24 protein-coding genes are annotated in these 22,198 nt (G+C 69.4%); 11 read left to right on the top strand and 13 right to left on the bottom strand.

The genetic code is table 11. From position 1 onward, the window contains the following. The first annotated feature begins 50 nt into the window (after positions 1-50). Positions 51-734 carry a hypothetical protein gene (locus AC3WJT_RS03470; RefSeq protein ID WP_492341668.1) on the top strand — a complete coding sequence of 228 codons (684 nt, stop codon included), beginning with the start codon at positions 51-53 and terminating at the stop codon, positions 732-734. Positions 735-738: 4 nt separating this feature from the next. Here AC3WJT_RS03470 and AC3WJT_RS03465 read toward each other — a convergent pair whose 3' ends face one another. Beyond that, complete coding sequence (locus AC3WJT_RS03465) at positions 739-1,365, bottom strand: trimeric intracellular cation channel family protein (protein ID WP_492341667.1); 627 nt, start codon at positions 1,363-1,365, stop codon at positions 739-741. Between the two features lie 194 nt (positions 1,366-1,559). On the opposite strand from AC3WJT_RS03465, the gene ftsY reads away from it, so the two are divergent. The 3 genes from ftsY to AC3WJT_RS03450 all read left to right on the top strand — a co-directional run bounded on the left by ftsY (position 1,560) and on the right by AC3WJT_RS03450 (position 3,752). Next, complete coding sequence (gene ftsY, locus AC3WJT_RS03460) at positions 1,560-2,492, top strand: signal recognition particle-docking protein FtsY (protein ID WP_492341666.1); 933 nt, start codon at positions 1,560-1,562, stop codon at positions 2,490-2,492. Between the two features lie 5 nt (positions 2,493-2,497). Next, the gene (locus AC3WJT_RS03455; RefSeq protein ID WP_492341665.1) at positions 2,498-3,094 is read left to right on the top strand and encodes an inner membrane-spanning protein YciB; all 597 of its coding nucleotides are present in this window, start codon (positions 2,498-2,500) and stop codon (positions 3,092-3,094) included. An 88-nt stretch (positions 3,095-3,182) separates the two neighbouring features. Then, positions 3,183-3,752: a MarR family winged helix-turn-helix transcriptional regulator gene (locus AC3WJT_RS03450; RefSeq protein ID WP_492341664.1), complete on the top strand. Its 570-nt coding sequence runs from the start codon at positions 3,183-3,185 to the stop codon at positions 3,750-3,752. A gap of 42 nt (positions 3,753-3,794) precedes the next feature. Here the strand turns inward: AC3WJT_RS03450 and AC3WJT_RS03445 are convergent, their stop codons facing one another. The 7 genes from AC3WJT_RS03445 to ccmA all read right to left on the bottom strand — a co-directional run bounded on the left by AC3WJT_RS03445 (position 3,795) and on the right by ccmA (position 7,620). Continuing rightward, entirely contained in the window at positions 3,795-4,061 is a 267-nt protein-coding gene (locus AC3WJT_RS03445; protein ID WP_492341663.1) for a hypothetical protein, read from the bottom strand. Between the two features lie 49 nt (positions 4,062-4,110). After that, positions 4,111-4,626 (bottom strand): DsbE family thiol:disulfide interchange protein, encoded by a 516-nt coding sequence (locus AC3WJT_RS03440; protein WP_492341662.1) that lies wholly within the window; start codon positions 4,624-4,626, stop codon positions 4,111-4,113. Further along, positions 4,623-4,775, bottom strand: a complete 153-nt coding sequence (gene ccmD / locus AC3WJT_RS03435; RefSeq protein ID WP_492341661.1) for a heme exporter protein CcmD — start codon at positions 4,773-4,775, stop codon at positions 4,623-4,625. Before ccmD ends, AC3WJT_RS03440 begins: the two co-directional genes overlap by 4 nt. 2 nt (positions 4,776-4,777) lie before the next feature. Then, positions 4,778-5,500, bottom strand: coding sequence for a heme ABC transporter permease (locus tag AC3WJT_RS03430; RefSeq protein WP_492341660.1), 723 nt, complete (start codon positions 5,498-5,500; stop codon positions 4,778-4,780). A 45-nt stretch (positions 5,501-5,545) separates the two neighbouring features. Continuing rightward, positions 5,546-6,250, bottom strand: coding sequence for a Spy/CpxP family protein refolding chaperone (locus AC3WJT_RS03425; protein ID WP_492341659.1), 705 nt, complete (start codon positions 6,248-6,250; stop codon positions 5,546-5,548). A gap of 102 nt (positions 6,251-6,352) precedes the next feature. Then, complete coding sequence (gene ccmB, locus AC3WJT_RS03420; RefSeq protein WP_492341658.1) at positions 6,353-7,018, bottom strand: heme exporter protein CcmB; 666 nt, start codon at positions 7,016-7,018, stop codon at positions 6,353-6,355. Next, entirely contained in the window at positions 7,015-7,620 is a 606-nt protein-coding gene (gene ccmA, locus AC3WJT_RS03415; protein WP_492341657.1) for a heme ABC exporter ATP-binding protein CcmA, read from the bottom strand. Before ccmA ends, ccmB begins: the two co-directional genes overlap by 4 nt. A gap of 202 nt (positions 7,621-7,822) precedes the next feature. Between ccmA and acnA the strand changes: the two genes are divergently transcribed. Then, entirely contained in the window at positions 7,823-10,522 is a 2,700-nt protein-coding gene (acnA, locus tag AC3WJT_RS03410; RefSeq protein WP_492341656.1) for an aconitate hydratase AcnA, read from the top strand. Positions 10,523-10,666: 144 nt separating this feature from the next. Further along, positions 10,667-11,362: a DUF1223 domain-containing protein gene (locus AC3WJT_RS03405; protein ID WP_492341655.1), complete on the top strand. Its 696-nt coding sequence runs from the start codon at positions 10,667-10,669 to the stop codon at positions 11,360-11,362. A 128-nt stretch (positions 11,363-11,490) separates the two neighbouring features. On the opposite strand, the gene AC3WJT_RS03400 is transcribed toward AC3WJT_RS03405, so the two are convergent. Beyond that, positions 11,491-12,225 (bottom strand): SDR family NAD(P)-dependent oxidoreductase, encoded by a 735-nt coding sequence (locus tag AC3WJT_RS03400; RefSeq protein ID WP_492341654.1) that lies wholly within the window; start codon positions 12,223-12,225, stop codon positions 11,491-11,493. A gap of 355 nt (positions 12,226-12,580) precedes the next feature. Here AC3WJT_RS03400 and AC3WJT_RS03395 point away from each other — a divergent pair, with 355 nt between their 5' ends. Further along, positions 12,581-12,916, top strand: coding sequence for a DUF2794 domain-containing protein (locus AC3WJT_RS03395; protein ID WP_492341653.1), 336 nt, complete (start codon positions 12,581-12,583; stop codon positions 12,914-12,916). Between the two features lie 59 nt (positions 12,917-12,975). On the opposite strand, the gene AC3WJT_RS03390 is transcribed toward AC3WJT_RS03395, so the two are convergent. The 3 genes from AC3WJT_RS03390 to AC3WJT_RS03380 form a co-directional block, all read right to left on the bottom strand. Next, entirely contained in the window at positions 12,976-13,728 is a 753-nt protein-coding gene (locus AC3WJT_RS03390) for a Bax inhibitor-1/YccA family protein (protein WP_492341652.1), read from the bottom strand. 102 nt (positions 13,729-13,830) lie between these two features. After that, the gene (locus AC3WJT_RS03385) at positions 13,831-16,350 is read right to left on the bottom strand and encodes an ABC transporter permease (protein ID WP_492341651.1); all 2,520 of its coding nucleotides are present in this window, start codon (positions 16,348-16,350) and stop codon (positions 13,831-13,833) included. After that, a complete protein-coding gene (locus tag AC3WJT_RS03380) occupies positions 16,350-17,042 on the bottom strand; it encodes an ABC transporter ATP-binding protein (RefSeq protein WP_492341650.1) in 693 nt (230 codons plus the stop codon). Before AC3WJT_RS03380 ends, AC3WJT_RS03385 begins: the two co-directional genes overlap by 1 nt. 64 nt (positions 17,043-17,106) lie before the next feature. Between AC3WJT_RS03380 and AC3WJT_RS03375 the strand changes: the two genes are divergently transcribed. Together AC3WJT_RS03375 and thpR are read left to right on the top strand one after the other, a co-directional pair. Beyond that, positions 17,107-17,754 carry an arylesterase gene (locus tag AC3WJT_RS03375; protein ID WP_492341649.1) on the top strand — a complete coding sequence of 216 codons (648 nt, stop codon included), beginning with the start codon at positions 17,107-17,109 and terminating at the stop codon, positions 17,752-17,754. Then, complete coding sequence (gene thpR / locus AC3WJT_RS03370; RefSeq protein WP_492341648.1) at positions 17,751-18,284, top strand: RNA 2',3'-cyclic phosphodiesterase; 534 nt, start codon at positions 17,751-17,753, stop codon at positions 18,282-18,284. Before AC3WJT_RS03375 ends, thpR begins: the two co-directional genes overlap by 4 nt. Positions 18,285-18,291: 7 nt before the next feature. Here thpR and dapF read toward each other — a convergent pair whose 3' ends face one another. Continuing rightward, the gene (dapF, locus tag AC3WJT_RS03365; protein ID WP_492341647.1) at positions 18,292-19,122 is read right to left on the bottom strand and encodes a diaminopimelate epimerase; all 831 of its coding nucleotides are present in this window, start codon (positions 19,120-19,122) and stop codon (positions 18,292-18,294) included. Positions 19,123-19,172: 50 nt separating this feature from the next. Between dapF and AC3WJT_RS03360 the strand changes: the two genes are divergently transcribed. Beyond that, complete coding sequence (locus AC3WJT_RS03360) at positions 19,173-19,976, top strand: potassium channel family protein (protein WP_492341646.1); 804 nt, start codon at positions 19,173-19,175, stop codon at positions 19,974-19,976. 70 nt (positions 19,977-20,046) lie between these two features. Next, positions 20,047-22,197: a prolyl oligopeptidase family serine peptidase gene (locus AC3WJT_RS03355; RefSeq protein WP_492341645.1), complete on the top strand. Its 2,151-nt coding sequence runs from the start codon at positions 20,047-20,049 to the stop codon at positions 22,195-22,197. Position 22,198: the final 1 nt, after the last annotated feature.

Below are 22,198 nucleotides of genomic sequence, written 5' to 3'. Positions count from 1 at the left end.
CATCAGACCTCCAGCGCGTAACGTCCGCTGAAGCAATGGGGGAAACGACCATGATCAGGTTCATCGGCAGGCGGACCTTGCCTCTGGCGACGACCGCCGCGGGGATCGCCACGTTCGGCGTCACCGCGATGTTCACCGGCCTTCCCGCCGCGAAGGCCGCCGGGACCTGCATGAGCGCGGGGTCGGTTGTGCAGTTCGAGTTCGCGCGGACGGCCGCCGAGCTGGCCGCCGTGTTCGGGCCGGAAGTCTGCCGCGGGCCGGTGATCGCCGGGATGGATGCGATCAACCGGCTGGATATCGCCGCCTATATCCCCGCCTATACGGCGTTCGCGATCTTCGCGGCGTTGTGGCTGGGCGGCCGGACGCGGCTGGCGCTGGCGGCCATCGCGCTGGCCGTGGTCGCCTTCGTCGCCGACATGGTCGAGACCAACACCCTGCTTCAGATCACGAAGGACCTCGCGGCGGCCGAGCCGCTGCTGCCGCGCTCCTCGACGGCGGCCTGGATCAAGTTCGCGGCGCTGGCGGCGCATGGGGCGGTGCTGGCGCTGGTCTGTCTGCGGGCGACGCCGCGCCGGCGGATCCTGGCGGCGCTGCTGCTGTTGCCGGGGATCGGGACGATCGCCGCACGGGTCGATCCGGGCAGCGTGGGGCTGCTGACCCTGGGCCTCGGGCTGGCCTGGACCGCGTTGCTGCTGGTCGCCATCCGCGAGTCCGTCTGGCCCCGCAAAGGCTGACGGATCAGCCCGGTTCGGAGGAGCCGGGAAAACCCGGCAGGCTCCAGCCGAATTTCAGCGCGCCGCCGCGGACCGCGAAGGCCACGACCATGCCGGCGCTGCTGGCCAGCAGGCGGTCAACGCCGAAGCTGGCGAGCGCGACGAACACGCCGGCGCCGAGCAGGGCGGCGGTGACGTAGATCTCCCGGCGCAGCAGCACCGACGGCTCGTTCGCGAGAACATCGCGGATCACGCCGCCGAAACAGGCCGTCAGCACGCCCATGACGACGGCGGAAACCGGATGGACGCCGAGGCTCAGGGCCTTGGCCGCGCCGACCACGCAGTAGGCGGCCATGCCGATCGCGTCGAGCCAGAGCAGCAGGTTCATCCGCCAGGCCCGGCGTCCCAGCAGCCAGACCGCGACGGCCGCCGCGAGGCAGACGATCAGATAGCCCGGCCGCGCCACCCAGAAGACCGGCGCATCGATCAGCAGGTCGCGCAGCGTGCCGCCGCCGACGCCGGTGACCGCCGCGAAGAAGGCGAAGGTGATGATGTCATGCTTGCGCCGCGCCGCCGCCAGCGCCCCGGTCGCGCCGAACACGGCCACGGCGGCGTAGTCGAACAGGACGAAGGCGAGGTCGAGCGCGGTCATGGGGATGTTCTGCCACGCCACCGGCGACCTCTCCACCGTCATCCTCGGGCTTGTCCCGAGGACCCCTCGTTCAGCTTCCACGTGAGAGCGTGAGCTTGCGCCGCACCTGCGACCGGCAAAGGGGTCCTCGCCACAAGGGCGAGGATGACGGTGGTTCATTGAGCCCGCTCGGCGGAACGGCTAAGAGCCCGGCTATGGCAGAGCAGAAACAGGGCTGGTTCCAGCGCCTCACGTCGGGGCTGTCGCGGTCCACCCGCGAGATGACCGAGCAGGTCACCAGCGTGCTGGTGAAGAAGCCGCTCGACCAGGCGCAACTCGACGCGCTGGAAGAGATGCTGATCGAGGCCGACCTCGGTCCGCATGCCGCCGCCCGGATCACCGAGGCGTTCGGCAAGGCGCGGTTCGGCAAGTCGTCGACCGAGGACGAGGTCAAGGAAGCGCTGGCCGAGGCGGTCGCCGCCGAGCTGGTCCCGCGCGAGGGGCTGTTCGACCCGCTGTCGGGACCCCGACCCTATGTCGTGCTGTTCGTCGGCGTGAACGGGTCGGGCAAAACCACCACGCTCGGCAAGATCGCGCAGGACCTGCGGCTGAATGGCGCCAAGGTGCTGATCGTCGCCGGGGACACCTTCCGCGCCGCGGCGGTCGAGCAGCTGAAAGTCTGGGCCGAGCGCTCGGGCGCCGCCTTCATGAGCCGTGACACCGGGGCCGACGCCGCCGGCCTGGCGTTCGACGCCATCGAGAAGGCGAAGGCGGAGGGCTTCGACGTCGTCCTCATCGACACGGCCGGCCGCCTGCAGAACAAGCAGGACCTGATGAACGAGCTTCTGAAGGTCATCCGCGTGATCAAGAAGATCGACGCCGAGGCCCCGCACGAGACGCTGCTGGTGCTGGACGCCACCGTCGGCCGCAATGCGCTGGCCCAGGAAAAGATCTTCGGCAACCAGGTGGGTGTGTCAGGCATCGTCATGACCAAGCTGGACGGCACCGCGCGTGGCGGGGTGCTGGTGCCCGTCGCCCAGGCTTCGGACTCGCCGATCAAGCTGATCGGGGTGGGCGAGGCCATCGAAGACCTGCAACCTTTCGACGCCCGGGCCTTTTCCCGCTCGCTGGTCGGCCTGGAGAGCTGAGCCCCATGACTGGATCCAACGCCCGCTGGGTGCGCGTCGCCGTCGACTATGGCGCGCCGATCGCCTTCGCGGTCACCTTCTACGGCTTCGGCCGCAACCTGATCCTGGCCACAGGCGTGCTGGTGGCCGCCTCGATGCTGGCGCTGCTGGTGGGCTACATTGTCGAGCGCCGGCTGGCGCCGATGCCGCTGATCGCCGGCGGCTTCGCCCTGGTGTTCGGCGGACTGACGCTGTTCTTCAACGACCCCAGCTTCGTGAAGATGAAGATCAGCTTCCAGAACGCCGCGTTCGCCGCCGGCCTGCTGGGCGGGCTGGCGCTGGGCAAGAACCCGCTCAAGGCCCTGCTCGGCGCGAGCCTGAAGATGGCCGACGGCGCCTGGCGGCAGCTGACCCTGCGCTACGGCCTGTATTTCGTCGCCGTAGCCGTCGCCAACGAGTTCATCTGGCGCACCCAGAGCGACGCCTTCTGGGTCAACTTCCGCACCGCCCTGCTGCCGCTGGCGATCGTGTTCTCGCTGTCCCAGACGCCGTTCATGATGAAGAACCTGCAGAAGCCCGACGAGGGCGACACCGCGCCCGAACCACCCGATCCCGGCGTTTGACCGGGAACGCCCTACACGGATCGTCTGTCGTCAAACCGACGTGTAAGGTGATTATGGTCCGCATCCGGTAGGATCCTGGAGACCGACGATGGGCAAGGACAAGGCCGGCAAACGCGGCGCGGCGACGGAGTCTTCCGTCGGACATCTGCTGCACCGGGCGGCGCAGCGCGCTCTGGACTTCTATGCGGAGGAAGGCGGTCCCGGCGGGGTGACCCAGCGCCAGCACGCGGTGCTGAGCGCGGTCGCGGCCAAGGAGGGCGCGGCCCAAGCTGATCTGGTCGCCGCCACCGGTGTGGACCGCTCGACCCTCGCCGACATGGTCGCCCGGATGCTCGACAAGGGTCTGCTGATCCGTGAGCGCTCAACGGCCGACGCACGCGCCAACGCCGTGCGCCTGACCGACGTCGGTCGCGCGGCTCTGGCCGAAATCGGCCCGCGCGCCGACGCCGCCGATGCGCGCCTGCTGGCGCTGCTGCCCAAGGGCAAGCGGGAGGCGTTCCTCGAAGCGCTCGCGGCTCTCGCCAGCGACGCCCCGGCGAAGGTGAAGAAGGTCAAGGCTCCGAAGGCCGACAAGCCCGCGAAGGCGGAAAAGGCCCCCAAGGCGCCCAAGCCAGAGAAGAAGAAAAAGAAGAAGAAGGTCGTCGCGGCCGAGGTCTGACGCGACACGGGGACCGGCTCGCGAAGCCGTCCCCGCTTCTGATCAGACCCGAATGTCCAGCAACGAGCCGGGGCGCAGGATCTTCGTCGGCTGCTCGGTCGGTTGGTCCGCCGGCATCCGCTGGACCGGCTGTGCCTGCGGCTGGCTTTGCGCCACGGCCGTCTGAGGTTGAGCCTGGGCCGCGCCGGTCGCCTTGCCGAGCGCCTGATCGAAGAAGGCGCGTTGCGCCGCGGTCTTCGCCCCGCCCGCACTCCCGCCCTGACCCGGAGGCGGGACGTTGGCCCAGATGTTGGGTCGGACGGGATTCACGGGCGTCTCGCGAGCATGGTTAACGAGACGCGAAGATGGCCTGTCGTGGTTAACGCCCGGTTGCCGCGCGGATCTTCCGCTCGTCGTCCGGCGTCAGTTCGCCGGTGAACTTGGCGGTGATCACGCCCGAGGCGTCGATCAGGAAACTCTCCGGCACGCCGGTGACGCCGAACTCCAGACCTGCGCGGCCGTCACGGTCGAGCAGCTTGACCGCGAACGGATCGCCGACCCGCGCCAGGAAGGCGAGGTTGTTCTCCGGCGCGTCCTTGTAGCCGATGCCGATGACCCGCACGCCCTGGGCCTTGAGTCGCATCAGGGCCGGGGCCTCCAGCTCGCAGGGCGCGCACCAGGAGGCGTAGAAGTTGACCAGTGCAGGCCCCTGTATCGCGGCGCGCAGCGGAGCCCGCTGGCCCGTCCCGAGATCGGGCAGGGAGAGGTCGGGAACCGGCCGGCCGACCATGGCCGAGGGCTGGATCTGCGGATTGCGCTTCAGGGAGTAGCCCGCGAACAGCACGCCCAGAAGGACCAGGGCGAGGAGCGGAATGAAGGCCAGGCCGCGCTTCACGGGCGATCCTTCGACCGGGCCTCGACCTCGCGCTTCCAGCGACGCGCACGGGCGAGGCTGTCGGCGATCATCCAGCCGAACGCCAGGGCGGTAAGCAGGAACGAGGGCCAGACGTAGGCGGCGTATTTTCCGGCGTCGAAGTCGAGCATGGTCAGTCTCCCGCCGCCTGGAGGGCCAGAACCGCGGCGCGGCGGCGCCAGACTTCCGCCCGTATGCGCACCAGCCACAGCGATCCGAAGGCCGAGGTGTAGCCGAGCGCCATCAGCGCCATCGGGATGAGATAGACGGCCGGCAGGCGATTCTCGCGCTCGGCGGCGAACACGGTCGCGCCCTGGTGCAGGCTGTTCCACCATTCGACCGAGTAGTGGATCACCGGCAGGTTCACGAGACCGACGAGGGCGAGGATCGCCGCCGCCCGGCCGGCACGGGTCTCGTCATCGATCGCCGCGCGCAGGGCCATGTAGCCGAGCCAGAACAGGAACAGCACCAGCACCGAGGTCAGGCGCGCGTCCCAGACCCACCACGTTCCCCACATCGGCTTGCCCCACAGGGCGCCGGTGACCAGGGCCAGGGCGGTGAAGGCGGCGCCCAGCGGGGCGCAGGCCTTGGCCGCCGCGTCCGCCAGGGCGTGCCGGAAGATGAGCGACAGGAAGCTGGCGACGCCCAGGCATACGTAGCTGAACATCGCCAGATAGGCGGCCGGCACATGGATGAACATGATCCGGACGGTATCGCCCTGCTGGTAGTCTTCCGGCGCGGCGAAGGTGAACCAGAGTCCGACAGCGATCAGGGCGACGGCAAGGGCCCCGAATATCGGCGCTGCCCTCCGGGAGAAGGCCATGAACCTGTCGGGGTTGGCGAGAAAGGCGAACATGCCCGCCGGTTAACGCCTGGGCGACCGACGGGCAAGTCAGGGAAACTACTGATCCGGAGTGTCAGGGCCTTCGCCGAGCTCGATCTCGAACTCCTCTTCCTCGCCGTCGAGGAACGCCAGCGCGCCGGGTCCCTCCTCATCCATCATCGCCGAGGGGCGGCCGGGCCCACCGTCAGGCCCGCCACGGCGGATCACCCGCACCCGGCGCTCACCCGGACCGCCGGGGCCGTGACGCATGCCGGGCATGCCCATGTGCAGGGCGTCGAACGCCTTCTGCTGCGAGGGGGACAGCTGGGCGTAGAAGGCGCGGATGGCGTCATTGCGCTTGCGCATGCCGGCCTGGTGCTCGGCCATCATCTTCTCGGCCCGGGCAAGCCGCTCGGGCGTGGTCTTCGGACGCTCCGGGCGAGCCGGGGCGGCGCCGTCAGCAGCCGGGGCGGGGCGCTCGGGCGGCTTCATAGCGGCGACGAACGCCTTCAGGGCGCCTTCCTGATCGGCCCGGAGCTGGAGCACGTCACGCAGATGCTGGATGTGCTTCTCGGGGTCCATCGGCCCATGCATGCCGCCCATGCCCGGACCACCCGGGTGGCGCATGCCGGGACCGCCCGGGCCGCCCATGATCATCACACGGCGTTCGATTCGCGGGCCGTCGCCGCCGGGGGCGGGCGCGGTCTGGGCAGAGGCCGTGGCGAGGCCGGTCAGGGCGATCGCCCCGGCCAGCAGGGCGATGCGTGAAAAGGTCTTGGTCATTGGATGGCTCCCCGATCCGGATTGCTTGTGACGCCACCATGCCCCGTCTGTGTGGCCGGCGTTTGTCTGAAGACCACCGGTTTGTTTCAGTCCGGACGCAGATCAGTCGAGCGCGTTGCGACAGGCCGCGGCCATCGCCAGCGGGCTGAGCGCGACCGCGGCGAGAGCCCAGCCGCAGAGCAACAGCAGTCCCGAGACCTGCCCCGCGCCCATTGCCGCCTGACTGAGCGCGCCGCCACCGAAGATCACCGGCGGGGCGAACAGCGGCAGGACGATCACCGCAATCAGCAGGCCGCCGCGACGGCTGCCCAGGGCGAGCGCCGCGCCCAGACCGCCGACGAAGGCGAACGCCAGGCCGCCCACGAGGGCGCAGAGGAAAACCACCGGCGCCAGCCCGACCGGGGCGCCCAGCATCAGGGCGGCCAGCGGCGCGGCGAAGGCCAGCGGCAGGCCCGTGGACAGCCATTGGGCCAGGGCCTTGATCGCGCAGATCGCCTCGAGCGGCGGTCCGCCGAGCGCCAGGAGGTCCAGGGCGCCGTCCTCATGGTCGCGCTCGAACAACCGCTCGAGCGACAGCAGCGAGGCGAGCGCGAGGCACAGCCAGGCGATGCCCGGCGCGATGACGGCGAGCTTTTCCGGCTCGGGGCCGATCGCCAGCGGCAAGAGGGTCGTCACCCCGGCGTAGAAGGCCAGGGCGGGCAGCGGTCCGCCGCCCCGGCCCCAGGCCAGGGCCAGCTCGCGGCGCAACAGGACGGCCATCGGGCTCATCCGCCGACCTCCACGGTGCGGCCCGGAACCGGCAGGGGATCGTGCACGGCGGCCAGCAGCATGCCGCCACCCTTCAGGTGCTCGGCGATCAGATCCCCGACGCGCGCGCGCCAGACGCTGTCCAGCGGCGACAGTGGTTCGTCCAGCAGCCACAGGGTCCGGGGCGCCGCGACCAGCCGCGCCAGGACGACCCGCCGCCGCTGGCCGGCGGAGAGCTTGCGCACCTCGAGGTTCAGCAGACGCCCGAGGTCGAGCGCCTCGGCCGCCCGGGCGAGACCCGCGGCGTCAGCGCCGCACCAGCCGGCGGCGAAGGCCAGTTCCTCACGCGCCGTGCGGCCGCCCTTGAGGCCGTCCAGATGCCCGATCAGATGCAGGTCGCGCGACCGGGCCTCGTCGGCGTCCGCCGCGCCGTCGAATCGCACCGTTCCCGCGCTCGGCCGCAGCAGTCCGGCGATCGCCCGCAACAGGCTGGTCTTGCCGGCGCCGTTGCGGCCGGTCAGGGCCACCGCTTCGCCGGCTGAAACCGTGAAGTCCAGGTGTTCGAACAACAGTCGTTCGCCCCGGCGGATCGCGAGATCCTCGATCTGAACCGTCGAAATCATGCGGTCACCTGAGAACGGCTCGCAAAGCCCATGACGCCAACATGGACGTTTGGCGCGACGCGGAGTATGCAGCCCGGCATCGGCCCCCCGCGTGCGCGCGGGGAGGTACGCCGCGCCGGGGTGGACGCTGTGAGTCCTTTCCGAGCGCGCGATCCCGGAAGTGGTTTTCGGGCGGCCGAGAACAGGAAAGGACTCCCCCCACATGGCGTCTATCGACAGCCTGCACACCCGCCGGACCCTCGTGGTTGGCGGCGCATCTTACGTCTACTACAGCCTGAGCGCTGCGGAAGACGCCGGTCTGAAAGGCGTGAGCCGCCTGCCCGTGTCAATGAAGGTTCTGCTCGAGAACCAACTGCGCAACGAAAACGGCGCGGACACCACCGAATCCGACCTGAAGGCCGTCGCGGCCTGGATCGACAACAAGGGCGGCGTTGAGCACGAGATCAGCTTCCGCCCGGCCCGCGTGCTGATGCAGGACTTCACCGGCGTGCCGGCCGTCGTCGACCTCGCCGCCATGCGCGACGCGATGAACCTGCTCGGCGCCGACCCGACCAAGATCAACCCGCTGATCCCCGTCGATCTGGTCATCGACCACTCGGTGATGGTCGACTACTTCGGCACGGCCAAGAGCTACGGCGACAACGTCGACAAGGAATACGAGCGCAACATCGAGCGTTACCGCTTCCTGCGCTGGGGCTCGTCGGCGTTCAACAACTTCCGCGTGGTGCCCCCGGGCACCGGCATCTGCCACCAGGTGAACCTGGAATACCTGGCCCAGACCGTCTGGACCGCGCCGGACGCCGGCCACCCCGAGGCGGACGTCGCCTATCCCGACACCGTCGTCGGCACCGATTCGCACACCACGATGGTCAACGGCCTGTCGGTTCTGGGCTGGGGCGTCGGCGGCATCGAGGCGGAGGCCGCGATGCTCGGCCAGGCTATCCCGATGCTGATCCCGGAAGTGATCGGCTTCCGCCTGACCGGCGCCCTGCCGGAAGGCGCGACCGCCACCGACCTGGTGCTGACCGTAACCCAGATGCTGCGCAAGAAGGGCGTCGTCGGCAAGTTCGTCGAGTTCTTCGGCAACGGCCTCGCCAACCTGACCATCGAGGACCAGGCGACCATCGCAAACATGGCCCCCGAGTACGGCGCCACCTGCGGCTTCTTCCCGATCAGCCAGTCGACCATCGACTATCTGCGCGCCACCAACCGCGACACCCAGCGGGTCAACCTGGTCGAGGCCTACGCCAAGGCCCAGGGCATGTGGTTCGATCCGGAAGCCGAAGAGCCGGTGTTCACGGACGTTCTGGAGCTGGCGCTGGGCGACGTTCTGCCCTCGCTGGCCGGTCCCAAGCGTCCGCAGGACCGCGTGCTGCTCAGCGACTCCGCCGCCGCCTTTGAAACGGCCCTGGGCGAGGAGTTCGGCAAGAAGGAACAGACCGACCGCCGCGTTCCGGTCGCCGGCTCGACCTTCGACGTCGGCCACGGCGACGTGGTCATCGCGGCCATCACCAGCTGCACCAACACCTCCAACCCGAGCGTCCTGATCGCCGCCGGCCTGCTGGCCAAGAATGCGGTCGCCAAGGGCCTGACGGTGAAGCCGTGGGTGAAGACCTCGCTGGCCCCCGGCTCGCAGGTGGTCACCGATTACCTGGCCAAGGCCGGCCTGACCAAGCACCTCGACGCCCTGGGCTTCAACCTGGTCGGCTACGGCTGCACCACCTGCATCGGCAACTCCGGCCCGCTGCCCGAGGCGATCAGCGCCGCGGTCAACGAAGGCGACCTGGTCGCCTGCTCGGTGCTGTCGGGCAACCGCAACTTCGAAGGCCGGGTGAACCCGGACGTGCGCGCCAACTATCTGGCCTCGCCGCCGCTGGTGGTCGCCTACGCCCTGGCCGGCTCGATGCGCATCGACCTGGCGACCCAGCCGCTGGGCAAGGACAAGAAGGGCAAGGACGTCTTCCTGAAGGACATCTGGCCGACCTCGAAGGACATCGCCGACCTGCAGCGCAAGTCGGTGACCAGCGAGATGTTCGCCAAGCGCTACGGCGACGTGTTCAAGGGCGACAAGCACTGGCAGGCGATCAAGGTCGAAGGCGGCCAGACCTACGCCTGGGACATCGGCTCGACCTACGTGAAGAACCCGCCCTACTTCGAGGGCATGTCCATGACCCCGTCGGCGGTGAAGGACATCATCGAGGCGCGCGTCCTGGGCGTGTTCGGCGACTCCATCACCACCGACCACATCAGCCCGGCCGGCTCGATCAAGAAGGCCTCGCCGGCGGGTGAATACCTGCTGTCGCACCAGGTCCGCTTCGAGGACTTCAACGGCTACGGCAGCCGTCGCGGCAACCACGAAGTGATGATGCGCGGCACGTTCGCCAACATCCGCATCCGCAACAAGATCACCCCCGAGATCGAAGGCGGCGTGACCAAGCACTTCCCGTCGGGCCAGGTGATGCCGATCTACGACGCCGCCATGCGCTACGAAGCCGAGGGCCGTCCGGCCGTCGTGTTCGCGGGCAAGGAATACGGCACCGGCAGCTCGCGCGACTGGGCGGCCAAGGGCGCCAAGCTGCTCGGCGTTCGTGCGGTCATCGCCGAGACCTTCGAGCGTATCCACCGCAGCAACCTCGTGCAGATGGGCGTTCTGCCGCTGCAGTTCCTGTCCGACGGCTGGCAGCGTCTGGGCCTGACGGGCGAGGAGATCGTCTCGATCCGCGGCCTGCAGGACCTGTCGCCGCGCAAGCAGCTGATCGTCGAGCTGTATCGCCCGTCGGACGGCCGCATCGCGCGCTTCCCCGTGCGCTGCCGCATCGATGGCCCGACCGAGCTGGAGTACTTCCAGAACGGCGGCGTGCTGAACTACGTGCTGCGCAATCTCGCCGGCGGCGAGAGCTAAGAGAACGGGGACATGTACCGAAGGTACGTGTCCCCCAATCGAGCGGCGAAGGCATAGGGGACACGTACCCGCGGTACATGTCCCCGCCCCGTTCACGGCCTCGTGAAACGCGCGCGGGGGGCTTCTCCGATTAAGTGCGGCGAGATGCGGAAAGCCCTGTTCGCCTTCGTCCTGTTGCTGCTGCTTCCAACGGCCTCGCCGGCGCTTGCCCGGCCGCCGGTGGTCGTGGAGCTGTTCACGGCCCAGGGCTGCTCGTCCTGCGGCGTGGCCAACGCCAAGGTCGCGGAGCTGGCGAAGCGGCCGGACGTGCTCGCCCTGACCTTCGCCGTCGACTACTGGGACTACCTCGGCTGGCCGGACACCTTCGCCAGGCCGGAGTTCACCGAGCGCCAGCGCGCCTATGCCCGCAAGCTGGCCCTGCGCGAGGTCTACACCCCGCAGGTCGTCGTCGACGGCCGGGTGCAGGCGTCGGCCGTGAAGGGCGAGGCCGTCGAGACGCTGGTCGCGACCGCGCTGAAGACCGCCATCAATCCGCCGGACATGCTGTTCCTCGGGACCCGCCGGGTCGCCGTCGGTTCGGGTCCGGCTCCGCGCGGCGGCGCCGACGTCTGGCTGATCCGCTATGATCCGCGCGAACTGGAGGTCACGCCCCGGCGTGGCGACAACAAGGGCCAGACCCTGGTCCAGCGCAACGTCGTCCGCGAGGTCGTCCGCATCGGCGGCTGGCGCGGCAAGCCGACCGCCTATCGCCTGCCAGAGACCGACATCGAGGGCCTGTCCACCGCGGTGATCGTCCAGGCGCCGAAGGGCGGGAAGATTCTGGCGGTTCTGGCGAGGTAGATTTCGCTGCGTGGTTCGAGACGCTCGGCTGATGCCTCGCTCCTCACCATGACGATAAGGGGTGCAGTTCAGCCCTCGTCGTCATCCTGAGGAGCGATCCCTCAGGATCGCGTCTCGAAGGACGCACACTACACCCGCAGCATCAGTCCGCCGTCGACGCCCAGCGCCTGGCCCGTCACGAACCCGCCGTCGTCGGACGCCAGGAACAGCGCCGCGCGGGCGATGTCGATCGGCTGGCCGAGACGCTTGAGGGCGGCCTTCTTCGCCCACAGGGCCGCGATGTCGTCATGGACGAAGCTGGCGGCCGTCATGCCGGTGGCGATCGCCCCCGGCAGGATCGCGTTGCTGGTCACGGCGTGGCGGCCGAGCTCAAGGGCGAAGGTGCGCATCATCCCCACGACGCCCGCCTTGGACGCCGAATAGGCCACCAGGCCGTTGTCGGTGTGCCGGGCCATGATCGAGGCCGTGAAGATCAACCGGCCGACGCCGGACTTCACCAGGTGCGGCACGGCTTCGCGGCTGATGCGAAAGCCGGCGCGCAGATTGATCGAGATCTGGCGGTCGAAGGCCTCGTCGCTGGTGTCGCCGACCGGCGTGGAGCCCGAAACGCCGGCATTGTTGTAGACGATGTCCAGGCCGCCGAAGGCCGCGACGGCCCGGGCGATGATGGCGGCGGGGCCGGCGTCCTCGCTGATGTCCTGGGCCAGGGCCTCGATGGCGGGATGGTCGAACGTCAGATCGGCGCCGGGCCGGTCCACCGCCAGCACCCGGGCGCCCTCGCTGGCGAAGAGTTCGGCGCTGGCCCGGCCGATGCCGCTGGCCGCGCCCGTGACGATGGCCCTGCGGCCTTCGAGTCTGCCCATGTCCGTTTCCTCCGGCCGTCCGTCTTCGCGGCGGCGTGCGGACAAAATGAAACCCCCGCTGCCGGAGGGGAAGGCAACGGGGGTTCAATCGAGAGAGGGGATCTCTTTGAAAGGTGTCGGCCGATCCGAAGCCCGCGATCCAGGGGGGGGCTGGGGGGGCTGTTCAGGATCCGGAACCAGCGAGGCTTCTGACCGGCCGACCATCAGAACTTGATGCCCGTTACCGGCGGGCGCGCGTCCGAAATAAGGTCTTTTGGGGGCCGTTGGTGACCGTCGTTCCACAATCCGGCGAAGCGTGGCTATTCCGCGACGCCTCTCGCCAAACCGGCCGGTTTGGGTCTAGCCTTTCCGATCAATGGCGTTCGAACCGACATACTCAGACCCTGCCCCCGCCGTGGTGTTTTTCGAGCGGCGGGAACTGGAGCGTCTGCTGCGGCTCTACGGCCGGATGGTCGCGGCGGGGGAGTGGCGCGACTACGCCATCGCCGGCCTGTCGGAGAGCTGCGTATTCAGCGTCTTCCGCCGCGCCTCGGAGCAGCCGCTCTATCGCATCGAGAAGCGCCCGGCGCTGGCCCGCAAGCAGGGGGCCTGGGCCGTGCTCGGCCAGGGCGGCCATATCCTGAAACGCGGCCACGACCTGGAGCAGGTGCTCAAGGTGTTCGACAAGGGCCGCTTCACCGTCGTGGAATAAGAAAAGGCCCCGCCGGTTTCCCGGGCGGGGCCTGATCGTTTCAGCCTGAGGATTCGCCGCTATTCGCGACGGCCGCCGAGGAAGGCGAGCAGGAACTGGAACAGGTTGATGAAGTCCAGATAGAGGCTCAGCGCGCCATAGTTGGTGGCCACAGCCTTGCCGGCTTCATCGCCGCCGAGGGCGTAGTAGGTCATCTTCAGCCGCTGGGTGTCGTAGGCGGTCAGGCCGGCGAAGATCAGCACGCCGACGGCGTTGATGATCCAGTAGAGCATCGGCTGCTTGAGGAAGATGTTGACGATCGAGGCGATCAGGATGCCCCAGACGCCCATGATCAGGAAGCTGCCGAAGCCGGTCAGGTCCTTCTTGGTCGTGTAGCCGACGAGGCTCAGCGCGCCGAACGCCGTGGCCGTGATCAGGAAGGTCGAGGCGATCGAGCCGCCCGTGTAACGCAGCACCCAGACCGCGCCGGAAGCGCCGATCAGGCTGACGATGCCCCAGTAGAGGGCGGCCGAGCCGGCAGGGCTCGGATTACGCATCGCAAAGCCCGAGATCAGGACCAGCGCCAGCGGGGCGAAGGCCAGGATCATGCCGGGCAGGGTGTAGCCGCGGAAGGCGCCGGTTTCCGACACCACGAACAGCATGTCGCGGATCGCCGGGATCGTGGCCACGGCGTAGGCGATGCCCGCCGACACCAGCAGGCCCAAGGCCATCTTGTTGTAAACGCCGAGCATGAAGGCGCGGAGACCCGCGTCAATCGACATGTCGACGGTCTGCGGAATCGAGCGCGCAGTACCGCGTCCGAAGTCGCTCATGGAAAAAGCCCTATGGTTGTCGCGCCCAGGATGGACGCCGACCCAATATCGGTACTGCTGCGGCCTGACGCAAGCGGTTCGCAAATGACTATTTCTGACGGGCTACTCGGCGCGGAGCACGGGGGCCGGGCGCTTCGACAGGGCCTGGATCGCGGCCAGCAGACCGCCGAGGGTCGCCAGACCCACCGCCGCCCCGAGCAGGGTCCCGACGCCGGCCCAGTCGACGCTCCACTCGGCCTCGAACACCTTGACCACCACCGGCCAGGCCGCGGCGTAGCCCAGCGCGACGCCGGCCAGGCCGGCGATCAGCCCGACCGCGCCATATTCGACACCGTAGGCCAGCAGGATCTGGACCCGCGACCCGCCCAGCACCTTGAGCGTCGCCGCCTCCCGGGCGCGGGCGCGGGCGCCGGCCGCGATCGCCCCGGCCAGCACCAGCAGGCCGGCCAGCGCCGCGACGGAGGCCGCGCCCTGGATGGCCAGCACCAGCCGGTCGAGCATCTCGGTGGCCGCTTCCAGCTGTTCGCGGACGCTGATCACATTGACCATCGGAAAGTCCTTGCCGAGCGCGCGGGTGACCGCGGCTTCCTGCGTCTTGTCCGCCTTGGCGATGGCGACCTGCGGCAGGACCGCGCCCTCGAGGGCGGCGGGATTGATGATGATCGGGAAGGCGGGGCCGAAGCCGCCCCAGTCGACCTTGCGCAGCACCGCGATCCGGGCGTCGATCTCGCGCCCGAGGACGTTGAGCGTGACCTGGTCGCCGACCTTCAGGTTCGCGCCCGCGGCGGCGTCCGCCTCCATGGCGATGACCGGTTCACCAGAATAGTCCGGCGTCCACCAGCGGCCTGAGACGATGCCCGCCTCCGCCGGCTGCGGGCCGATGACGGAGATCTGGATGTCGTTGTCATAGGCCCAGCGCTCGCTGTCCTTGATCTTCTCCAGATCGACGATCTCGCCCTTCACCCGGACGATGCGGCCGGTGGTGAACGGCGCGCGGAGCCAGTTCCGGTCGGTCAGGCTGGTGGCGAAGGCCTTGCCCACCGCGGCGTCGAACTCGGCCGCGCGGGCCCCGGGGATCTCGGTGAAGACCATGGCCGGCGCGGTCCTCGGGGCCACCTCGCTGACCTGGGCCAGCAGGCTGGACTGGATCAGCACCACCGCCGCCAGCAGGGCGACGCCCAGGCCGATGGCGGGCGCGGCGGTGCGGGCGGCCGAACGGGGACCGGCGAGGTTGGCTATGCCGATCCGCACCGCGCCGCGCGCGAACCCGCGAAGCCGTCCGGCCAGCAGGGCCGCGCCCCGTCCAAGCGCCCAGAGCAGTCCGAAGGCGACCGCGACGCCGGCGATCATGATCGCGGCCGCCGCCGGCGTCGGCGCCGTGACCACCGCGAGGGCGGCCAGGCCCATGCCGGCGAGCACCGCGACGATCACCTCGGGGCCAAAGTCCAGCCTGCCCGTCAGGTCGCGGCGGAACAGCGACGACGGCGGGGTCGCACGCGCCCTGGCCAGCGGGGCGAGGCTGAAGGCCGCCGCCGCCAGCAGTCCGAACAGAGCCGCCTTGGCCAGCGGCGCCGGATAAATCGCGAACAGCGCAGGAACCGGCAGTTTGTCCGCGGCCAGCTGCCCCAGCGCCAGCGGCGCGATCGCACCGATGACCAGGCCGATGGCGACCCCGAGCGCCGACAGGACGCCGATCTGGATCAGGTAGAGGTTGCGGATCAGCGTACCTTCCGCCCCCAGCGCCTTGAGCACCGCGATCGAGGGTTTGCGCTGTTCGAGGTAGGCCGAGACGGCGCCGGCGACGCCGAGCCCGCCGGCGACCAGCGAGGCCAGGCCGATGAAGCCGAGGAAGTACTCGAGCTGGTCGATCAGTCGCTTGAACCCGCCGCCCGCCTCGTTACGGCCGCGGGCCTCGAAGCCGTCGGCCTTGAGCCGCTTCACCAGCCGGTCGACGCCGGCGTTGGTGGCGAGCTCGGGCCTGAGCGCGATACGCACGGCCTCGTTGGTGTTCGGCATGCCCGGCTGGAGGAAGCCGCCGGCCTTGACCGCTTCGATGCTGGTCAGGACGCGGGGGCCCAGCGCGAAGCCCCGGCCCAGCCGGTCAGGCTCGGAGACCAGCACGGCCCGGGCGATGAACTTCGCCTCGCCGACGAGGAAGGTGTCGCCGAGCTTGAGATTCAGCCGGTCGAGCAAGGCCTGTTCGACCGCCGCTCCGGCCGCGTCGCCCTCCGGATAGAAGGCCGCCGCAAGGGAGTCTGCGCCCTCCAGCCCGACCTTGCCGGCCAGGGGGTAGGTGTCGGACACGCCGCGCAGCTCGACCAGACGCCGCTCGCCCGACGGGGCCTCGGCCATGGCGGACGCAGCGGCGGACCAGGCGGTCTTGCCCATGGCGCTGAACCGCTCGCGCTCCGCCGGCGTGAACAGCCGGCGGTCGACGCTGAGGCGCAGGTCGCCGCCGAGGATCTCGCGCGCCTGGACCGCGAGACCGGCCCGGAAGGCCTCGGCCGTCGAGCCGGCGGCCGCGATGGCCGCGACGCCCAGCGCCAGACAGGCGAGAAAGATGCGGAAGCCGGCCACGCCGGAGCGCAGCTCACGCAGGGCGAAACGCAGCGAAAGGGGCATCAGGCGTCGCCGACGATCTGGCCGGCGGCCATGGTCACCTGGCGACCCGCGCGGGCGGCCAGGGCCGTGTCATGCGTGACCAGCACCAGGGCGGCGCCCGTCTCGTTGACCAGATCGAACATCAGCTCGGCGACCCCCGCGGCGTTGGCGGCGTCGAGGTTGCCGGTGGGCTCGTCCGCGAACAGCAGGGCGGGCTCGATGGCCAGGGCGCGCGCCAGGGCGACCCGCTGCTGCTCTCCGCCGGACAGCTGGGTCGGATAGTGCCGCAGCCGCTCGGTCAGGCCGACGCGGCCCAGCCAGTCGCGCGCGATGCGGGCGGCGTGGCGCATTCCGGCCAGCTCCAGCGGCGCGGCGACATTTTCTTCCGCGGTCATGTTGGGCAGCAGATGGAAGGCCTGGAACACCAGCGAGACCTTGCCGCGCCGCAGTCTGGCCCGGCCGTCCTCGCCGAGCGTCGCCAGATCCTCGCCGAACAGCTTCACCACGCCGGAGGTCGGCCGTTCGAGCCCCGCCGCCACCGCGATCAGCGAGGACTTGCCCGAACCGGACGGACCGACGACGGCCACGCGTTCGCCCGGCGCGACCTTCAGGGTGACGCCGCGCAGGATCTCGACCGGCCCGGCGACCGACGGCAGGGTCAGGGTGACCGCGTCCAGGGCGAGCGGCGCGGGCAGGGGAAAGGCGTCAAACATTTTTCGTATGGCTTCGCGGGAGGGATTTGGTCGGGACCTTGTTCACCCTACATAGGACGTAGTCATGACGAGCACACCATACGCCTCTGTAACCCGACGCGCGCTCGGCGGCCTCCTGCTCGGCGCCGCGGCGGCGCCTGCGTTCGCCGCGGGCAAACCGCGCATCGTCACCATGCTCGGCGACTCGATCACCGCCGGGTACGGCCTGCCCGCCCGCGACGCCCTGCCCGCTCGCCTTGAGGCCGGCCTTGCGAAGCTGGCGCCGGGGACGCGCGTGCGCAGCGCCGGCGTGAGCGGCGACACCAGCGCCGGCGGCGCGGGCCGGGTCGACTTCAGCGTCCAGTCGGACACCGCCGTCTGCGTCGTCGCCCTCGGCGGCAACGACCTGTTGCAAGGGCTCGACCCGAAGCAGACGAAGGCCAACCTCGACCGGATCATCCGTCGACTGAAGGCGCGCAACATCACCGTCGTCCTGGCCGGCCTGACCGCGCCGACAGCGATCGGCCGCAGCTACGCCCGGGACTTCGGCGCGGTGTTTCCCAGCCTGGCGAAGCAGTACGGCCTGGCGCTCTATCCGAACCTGCTCGAGGGCGTTGCCGGCAATCCGCGCCTGAACCAGCGGGACGGCATCCATCCGAACGCCGCCGGCGTGGCGATCATCGCCGCACGTCTGGCGCCGGTGGTCGCACGGGCGCTGGCGGCCCGGCGATGATCCGCCTGTTCGCCGCCATCGCCGTTCCCGAGGAGATCGGCGAGCCTCTGCTGCGACGCCAGCACGGGCTGCCGGGCGCGCGCTGGCGGCCGCTGGAGGCGTTTCACATCACGTTGCGGTTCTATGGCGACGTGCAGGAGCGGGCCGCAGAGGATCTCGACCTGGAGCTGGAGCGGATCACCAGCGCTCCGTTCGGCCTGACGCTCGAGAGCGTTGGGGCCTTCGGCGAGGGACCGGATATCCATGCGGTCTGGGCCGGCGTCGCCGAGAACGAGCGGCTGCGGGTGCTGGCCGGTCGGTGCGAAACGGCGGCGCGTCGAGCGAAGCTGACCGCCGACAGCCGCGCCTATCGCCCGCACGTGACAATGGCCTATCTGCGCCGGCCTGATCCCACCGACGTCGCCGCCTGGATCCAGACCAACGCCCTGCTGCGGTCGCCGGCCTTCGCCATCGACCGCTTCGGCCTCTATTCGAGCCACCAGACGGCCGAGGGTTCGCGCTATGTGCTGGAGCGCGAATACCGGCTCTGACGGCGGATCAGAGGCGCCCCGTGAACTCCAGCGTCACCGGGCCGGTCATGATCACGTGGCCGTCGGTCTCGCGCCATTCGACATGAAGCTCGCCGCCGTCCATCTCGATCGTGGCGGCGCGACCGGTCAGGCCGCGCCGGGCGCAGGCGACGAGGGCGGCGCAGGCGCCGGTGCCGCAGGCGAGCGTCATGCCCGCCCCCCGCTCCCAGACCCGCAGGCGAATCCGGTCAGGCGCCTTCACGAACGCGAAGCCGACATTGACCCCCGCGGGGAACATCGGGTGGTGCTCGATCAGGCTGCCGGAGCCCTTCACGAGGGCGTCGGTCGGCTCGTCGTCGACGAAGAAGACGACGTGCGGGTTGCCCATGTTGACCGCGCCGGGCGTGTGCAGATGCGGCGCGTCGATCGGCCCGACCTGCAGTTCGATGCCCTTCGTATCCATCTCCTCGGCCAGCGGGATGCGGTCCCAGCGCAGTTCGGGCGGTCCCATGTCGACCGAGACTCGCTTGTCGCCGTCCGCGCGGGTGGCCGCCAGAAGGCCGGCCTCGGTCTCGATGACCACATCGTCGCGACCGGCCGCCTCCATCAGCAGCCAGGCCACGCAGCGGGTGGCGTTGCCGCAGGCCCCGACCTCGCCGCCGTCGGCGTTCCAGATGCGCATGAAGGCGTCCGCCCGAGTGGTCGGCTCGATGGCGATCAGCTGGTCGCAGCCGACACCGTTCGTCCGGTCGGCGATGGCGCGCGCCTCCGCCGGCGTCGGCCGGAAGGCCTCGCCCCGCGCCTCGACCACGACGAAGTCGTTGCCAAGGCCGTTCATTTTGAGAAACGGACGGCTCATCACAGCAATATAGGCTAGGACTTCGTCTTAAGTCAGAGGTTAACCGCCACATGAAGGACGCAGAGAACCGCGCCGACCGGTCCTTCGTGCACGGCTTGAGGGTCCGGCTTCGTGCGCTCTACCACGGGGCCTCGCCGGGCGCCGTGCGGTTCAGGTTCGGCGTGATCGGCGTGGACCTGCTGATCATCGCCTTCTTCGTCGCCGCCCCGATCATGCGCGACATCGGCGGGCTGTTTCTGGTTCTGGACTATGTGATCGCCGCGATCCTGACCCTCGATCTGGTCGCTCGGTTCCTGGCCCAGTCCTCGCTGAAGAGCAGCCTGAAGCGGCCGATGGTCTGGGTCGACCTGTTCATCCTCGTGACCCTGCTGTTTCCCGCACAGCTGGCCAATTTCGGATTCCTGCGCGTGCTGCGGCTGTGGACGCTTGTCGAGAGCGAGTTCTTCTGGCGAACGGTCGGGCGGCGCTACGACGACACCCGGGTCGAGGAAGTGACCAAGGCGGCCATCGGCCTGCTGACCTTCGTCTTCGTGATCACCGGCTTTGTCTATTCGACCTTCATGGGTCGCTACGAGGGCATCGGCGGCTGGGTCGACGCGCTCTATTTCACGGTCACCAGCCTGACCACGACGGGCTATGGCGACATCATCCTGCCGGGCGTCTGGGGACGGCTGCTGTCGATCTTCGTGATGCTCGTCGGCGTGTCGCTGTTCATCCGGCTGATGCAGTTGCTGGTGCGGCCGCACAAGGTGATCTTCCCGTGCCCCGAATGCGGTCTGCGACGGCATGATCCGGACGCGGTTCACTGCAAGGCCTGTGGCAAGGTCCTCTGTATTCCCGACGACGGGGCATAGACTTCCCCCTTGCCGCCCCGCGCCGCGACCCTATGGTTGCCGGCCTTGTTCCACGCCGGATTTTCCCGACATGAAGCTTCCCGCCCTCGCCGCCCTGCTGTTGCTCGGCGCTGCTCCCGCGCTCGCCTCCGTCGAAACGCCGTTCGAGTGGCTGGAGCAGGTGTCGAGCGAACGCTCGATGGCCTGGGTGCAGGCGGAGAACGCCAAGGCCCTGCCGGCGCTGACCGGCGACGCACGGTTCGCCCCCCTGCAGGCCGACGCCCTGGCGATCCTGTCGGCCAGTGACCGGATCCCGACCCCGACCTTCATCGGCGGTATGGTGTTCAACTTCTGGCAGGACGCCGAGCATGTGCGGGGCGTCTGGCGGCGGACGACGCTGGACAGCTTCAGGAGCGACAACCCGCAGTGGGAGACGGTGCTCGATCTCGACGCCCTGGCGGCGGCGGAAAACGCCAACTGGATCTGGAAGGGGGCCGACTGCCGGCCGACCACCCATGACCGCTGCCTGGTCAGGCTGAGCAACGGCGGCAAGGACGCGGTCGAGATCCGCGAATTCGATCTGACGACGAAGGCCTTTGTTCGCGGCGGCTTCCGTCTGCCGGAGGGCAAGCAGACTGTCGAATGGCTCGACGCGGACACGATCATCCTCACGCGGGACTGGGGTACCGGAACGCTGACCGACTCCGGCTATGGCATGGTGGTCAAGACGCTGAGCCGGACTGATCTGCGCAAGGCCGGCGCGCCCCTCGGCTATGCGCGGGAGGTCTTCCACGGCGAGACGAAGGACGTATCCGCCCAGCCGGTGGTCTATCGCGACGGGACCGGCAAGCGGATCGTACTGGTCAACCGTGGGCTCGATTTCTTCAACAGCGCCTGGTTCCTGCTGCCCGAGGGCGGCGGCGAGCCGCAGCGCCTGCTGCTGCCGACGCGGTCGCAGACACACGGCTATCTGCACGGCCGACTGATCGTCTCGCTCCAGCAGGACTGGAACCTGAACGGCAATGGCTATGTCGCCGGCTCGTTGCTGGCCGTGGATGTGCCCGGGCTGCTGCGTGAGCAAGCGCGCACCCTGCCGGCCAGCCGGTCGCCCGTCCCGCCGCCGGTCGCTGACGTCCTCTACACGCCGAAGGACCGGCAGGCGCTCGATCCGGACCAGATCGCCGTGACCGAGAACCGCGTCGTCGCCGTGCAATACGACAACGTCCGCGGCAGCCTCGTCAGTTTCCGGCGGGAGGCCGGGTCCGACTGGGAGCCCGACTACTACACGGCCTTGCCGAACGCGGCCGTCAGCCTGGTGGCCACGGCCGACAGCGGTGATGCGGTCTTCTACACCGAGGAAAACTTCGTCACGCCGACGCGGCTGATGCTGGCCCCGGCGCGCTGGGGCAAATCGACGGCGATCAAGACCCTGCCGGCCCGCTTCGACGCCTCCACGCACGTGGTCGAGCAGAAGGAAGCGATCTCGAAGGACGGGACGAAGATCCCCTACTTCATCGTCCATCCCAAGGGTCACAAGCATGACGGCCAGGATCCGACGCTGCTGCACGCCTACGGCGGTTTCCAGCTGAGCAAGCTGCCGGTCTATGACCCGATCCTCGGCAAGCTCTGGCTCGAGCGCGGCGGCACCTATGTCGTGGCCAACATCCGCGGCGGCGGCGAGTTCGGGCCCGGCTGGCACGAGGCCGCGCTGAAGGCCAATCGGCAGAAGGCCTATGACGACTACTTCGCCGTGGCAGATGACCTGATCCGCCGCAAGATCACCTCGCCCCGCCGGCTGGGCGCCTACGGGCGCTCCAACGGCGGCCTGCTGATGGGCGTGGCGCTGACCCAGCGGCCGGACCTGTGGAACGCAGTGATCATCGAAAGCCCGCTGCTGGACATGATGCGCTATCACCTGCTCCCGGCGGGGGCGTCGTGGATTGGCGAGTACGGGGATCCGACGATTCCGGCCGAGGCCGCCTGGATTGCGCGGTATTCGCCGTTCCAGAACCTGAAAGTCGGGGTCGCCTATCCGCTGGCCTACATCACCACCTCGACCAAGGACGACCGGGTGCATCCCGGTCATGCCCGCAAGTTCGCCGCCATGCTGGCGCAGCTCGGCGCGCCCTATCTGTACTACGAGAACACCGACGGCGGTCACGCCAACGGCGCGGACCCCACCGCCAACGCCAAGCGCTGGGGGATGCACTACACCTACCTGACCCGACAGTTGATGGACTGAG

Source organism: Caulobacter sp. FW305-C-30-S16 (assembly GCF_058783025.1).
The sequence above is the reverse complement of the archived record's forward strand: the minus strand, read 5'-3'. Positions and strand labels throughout refer to the sequence as shown.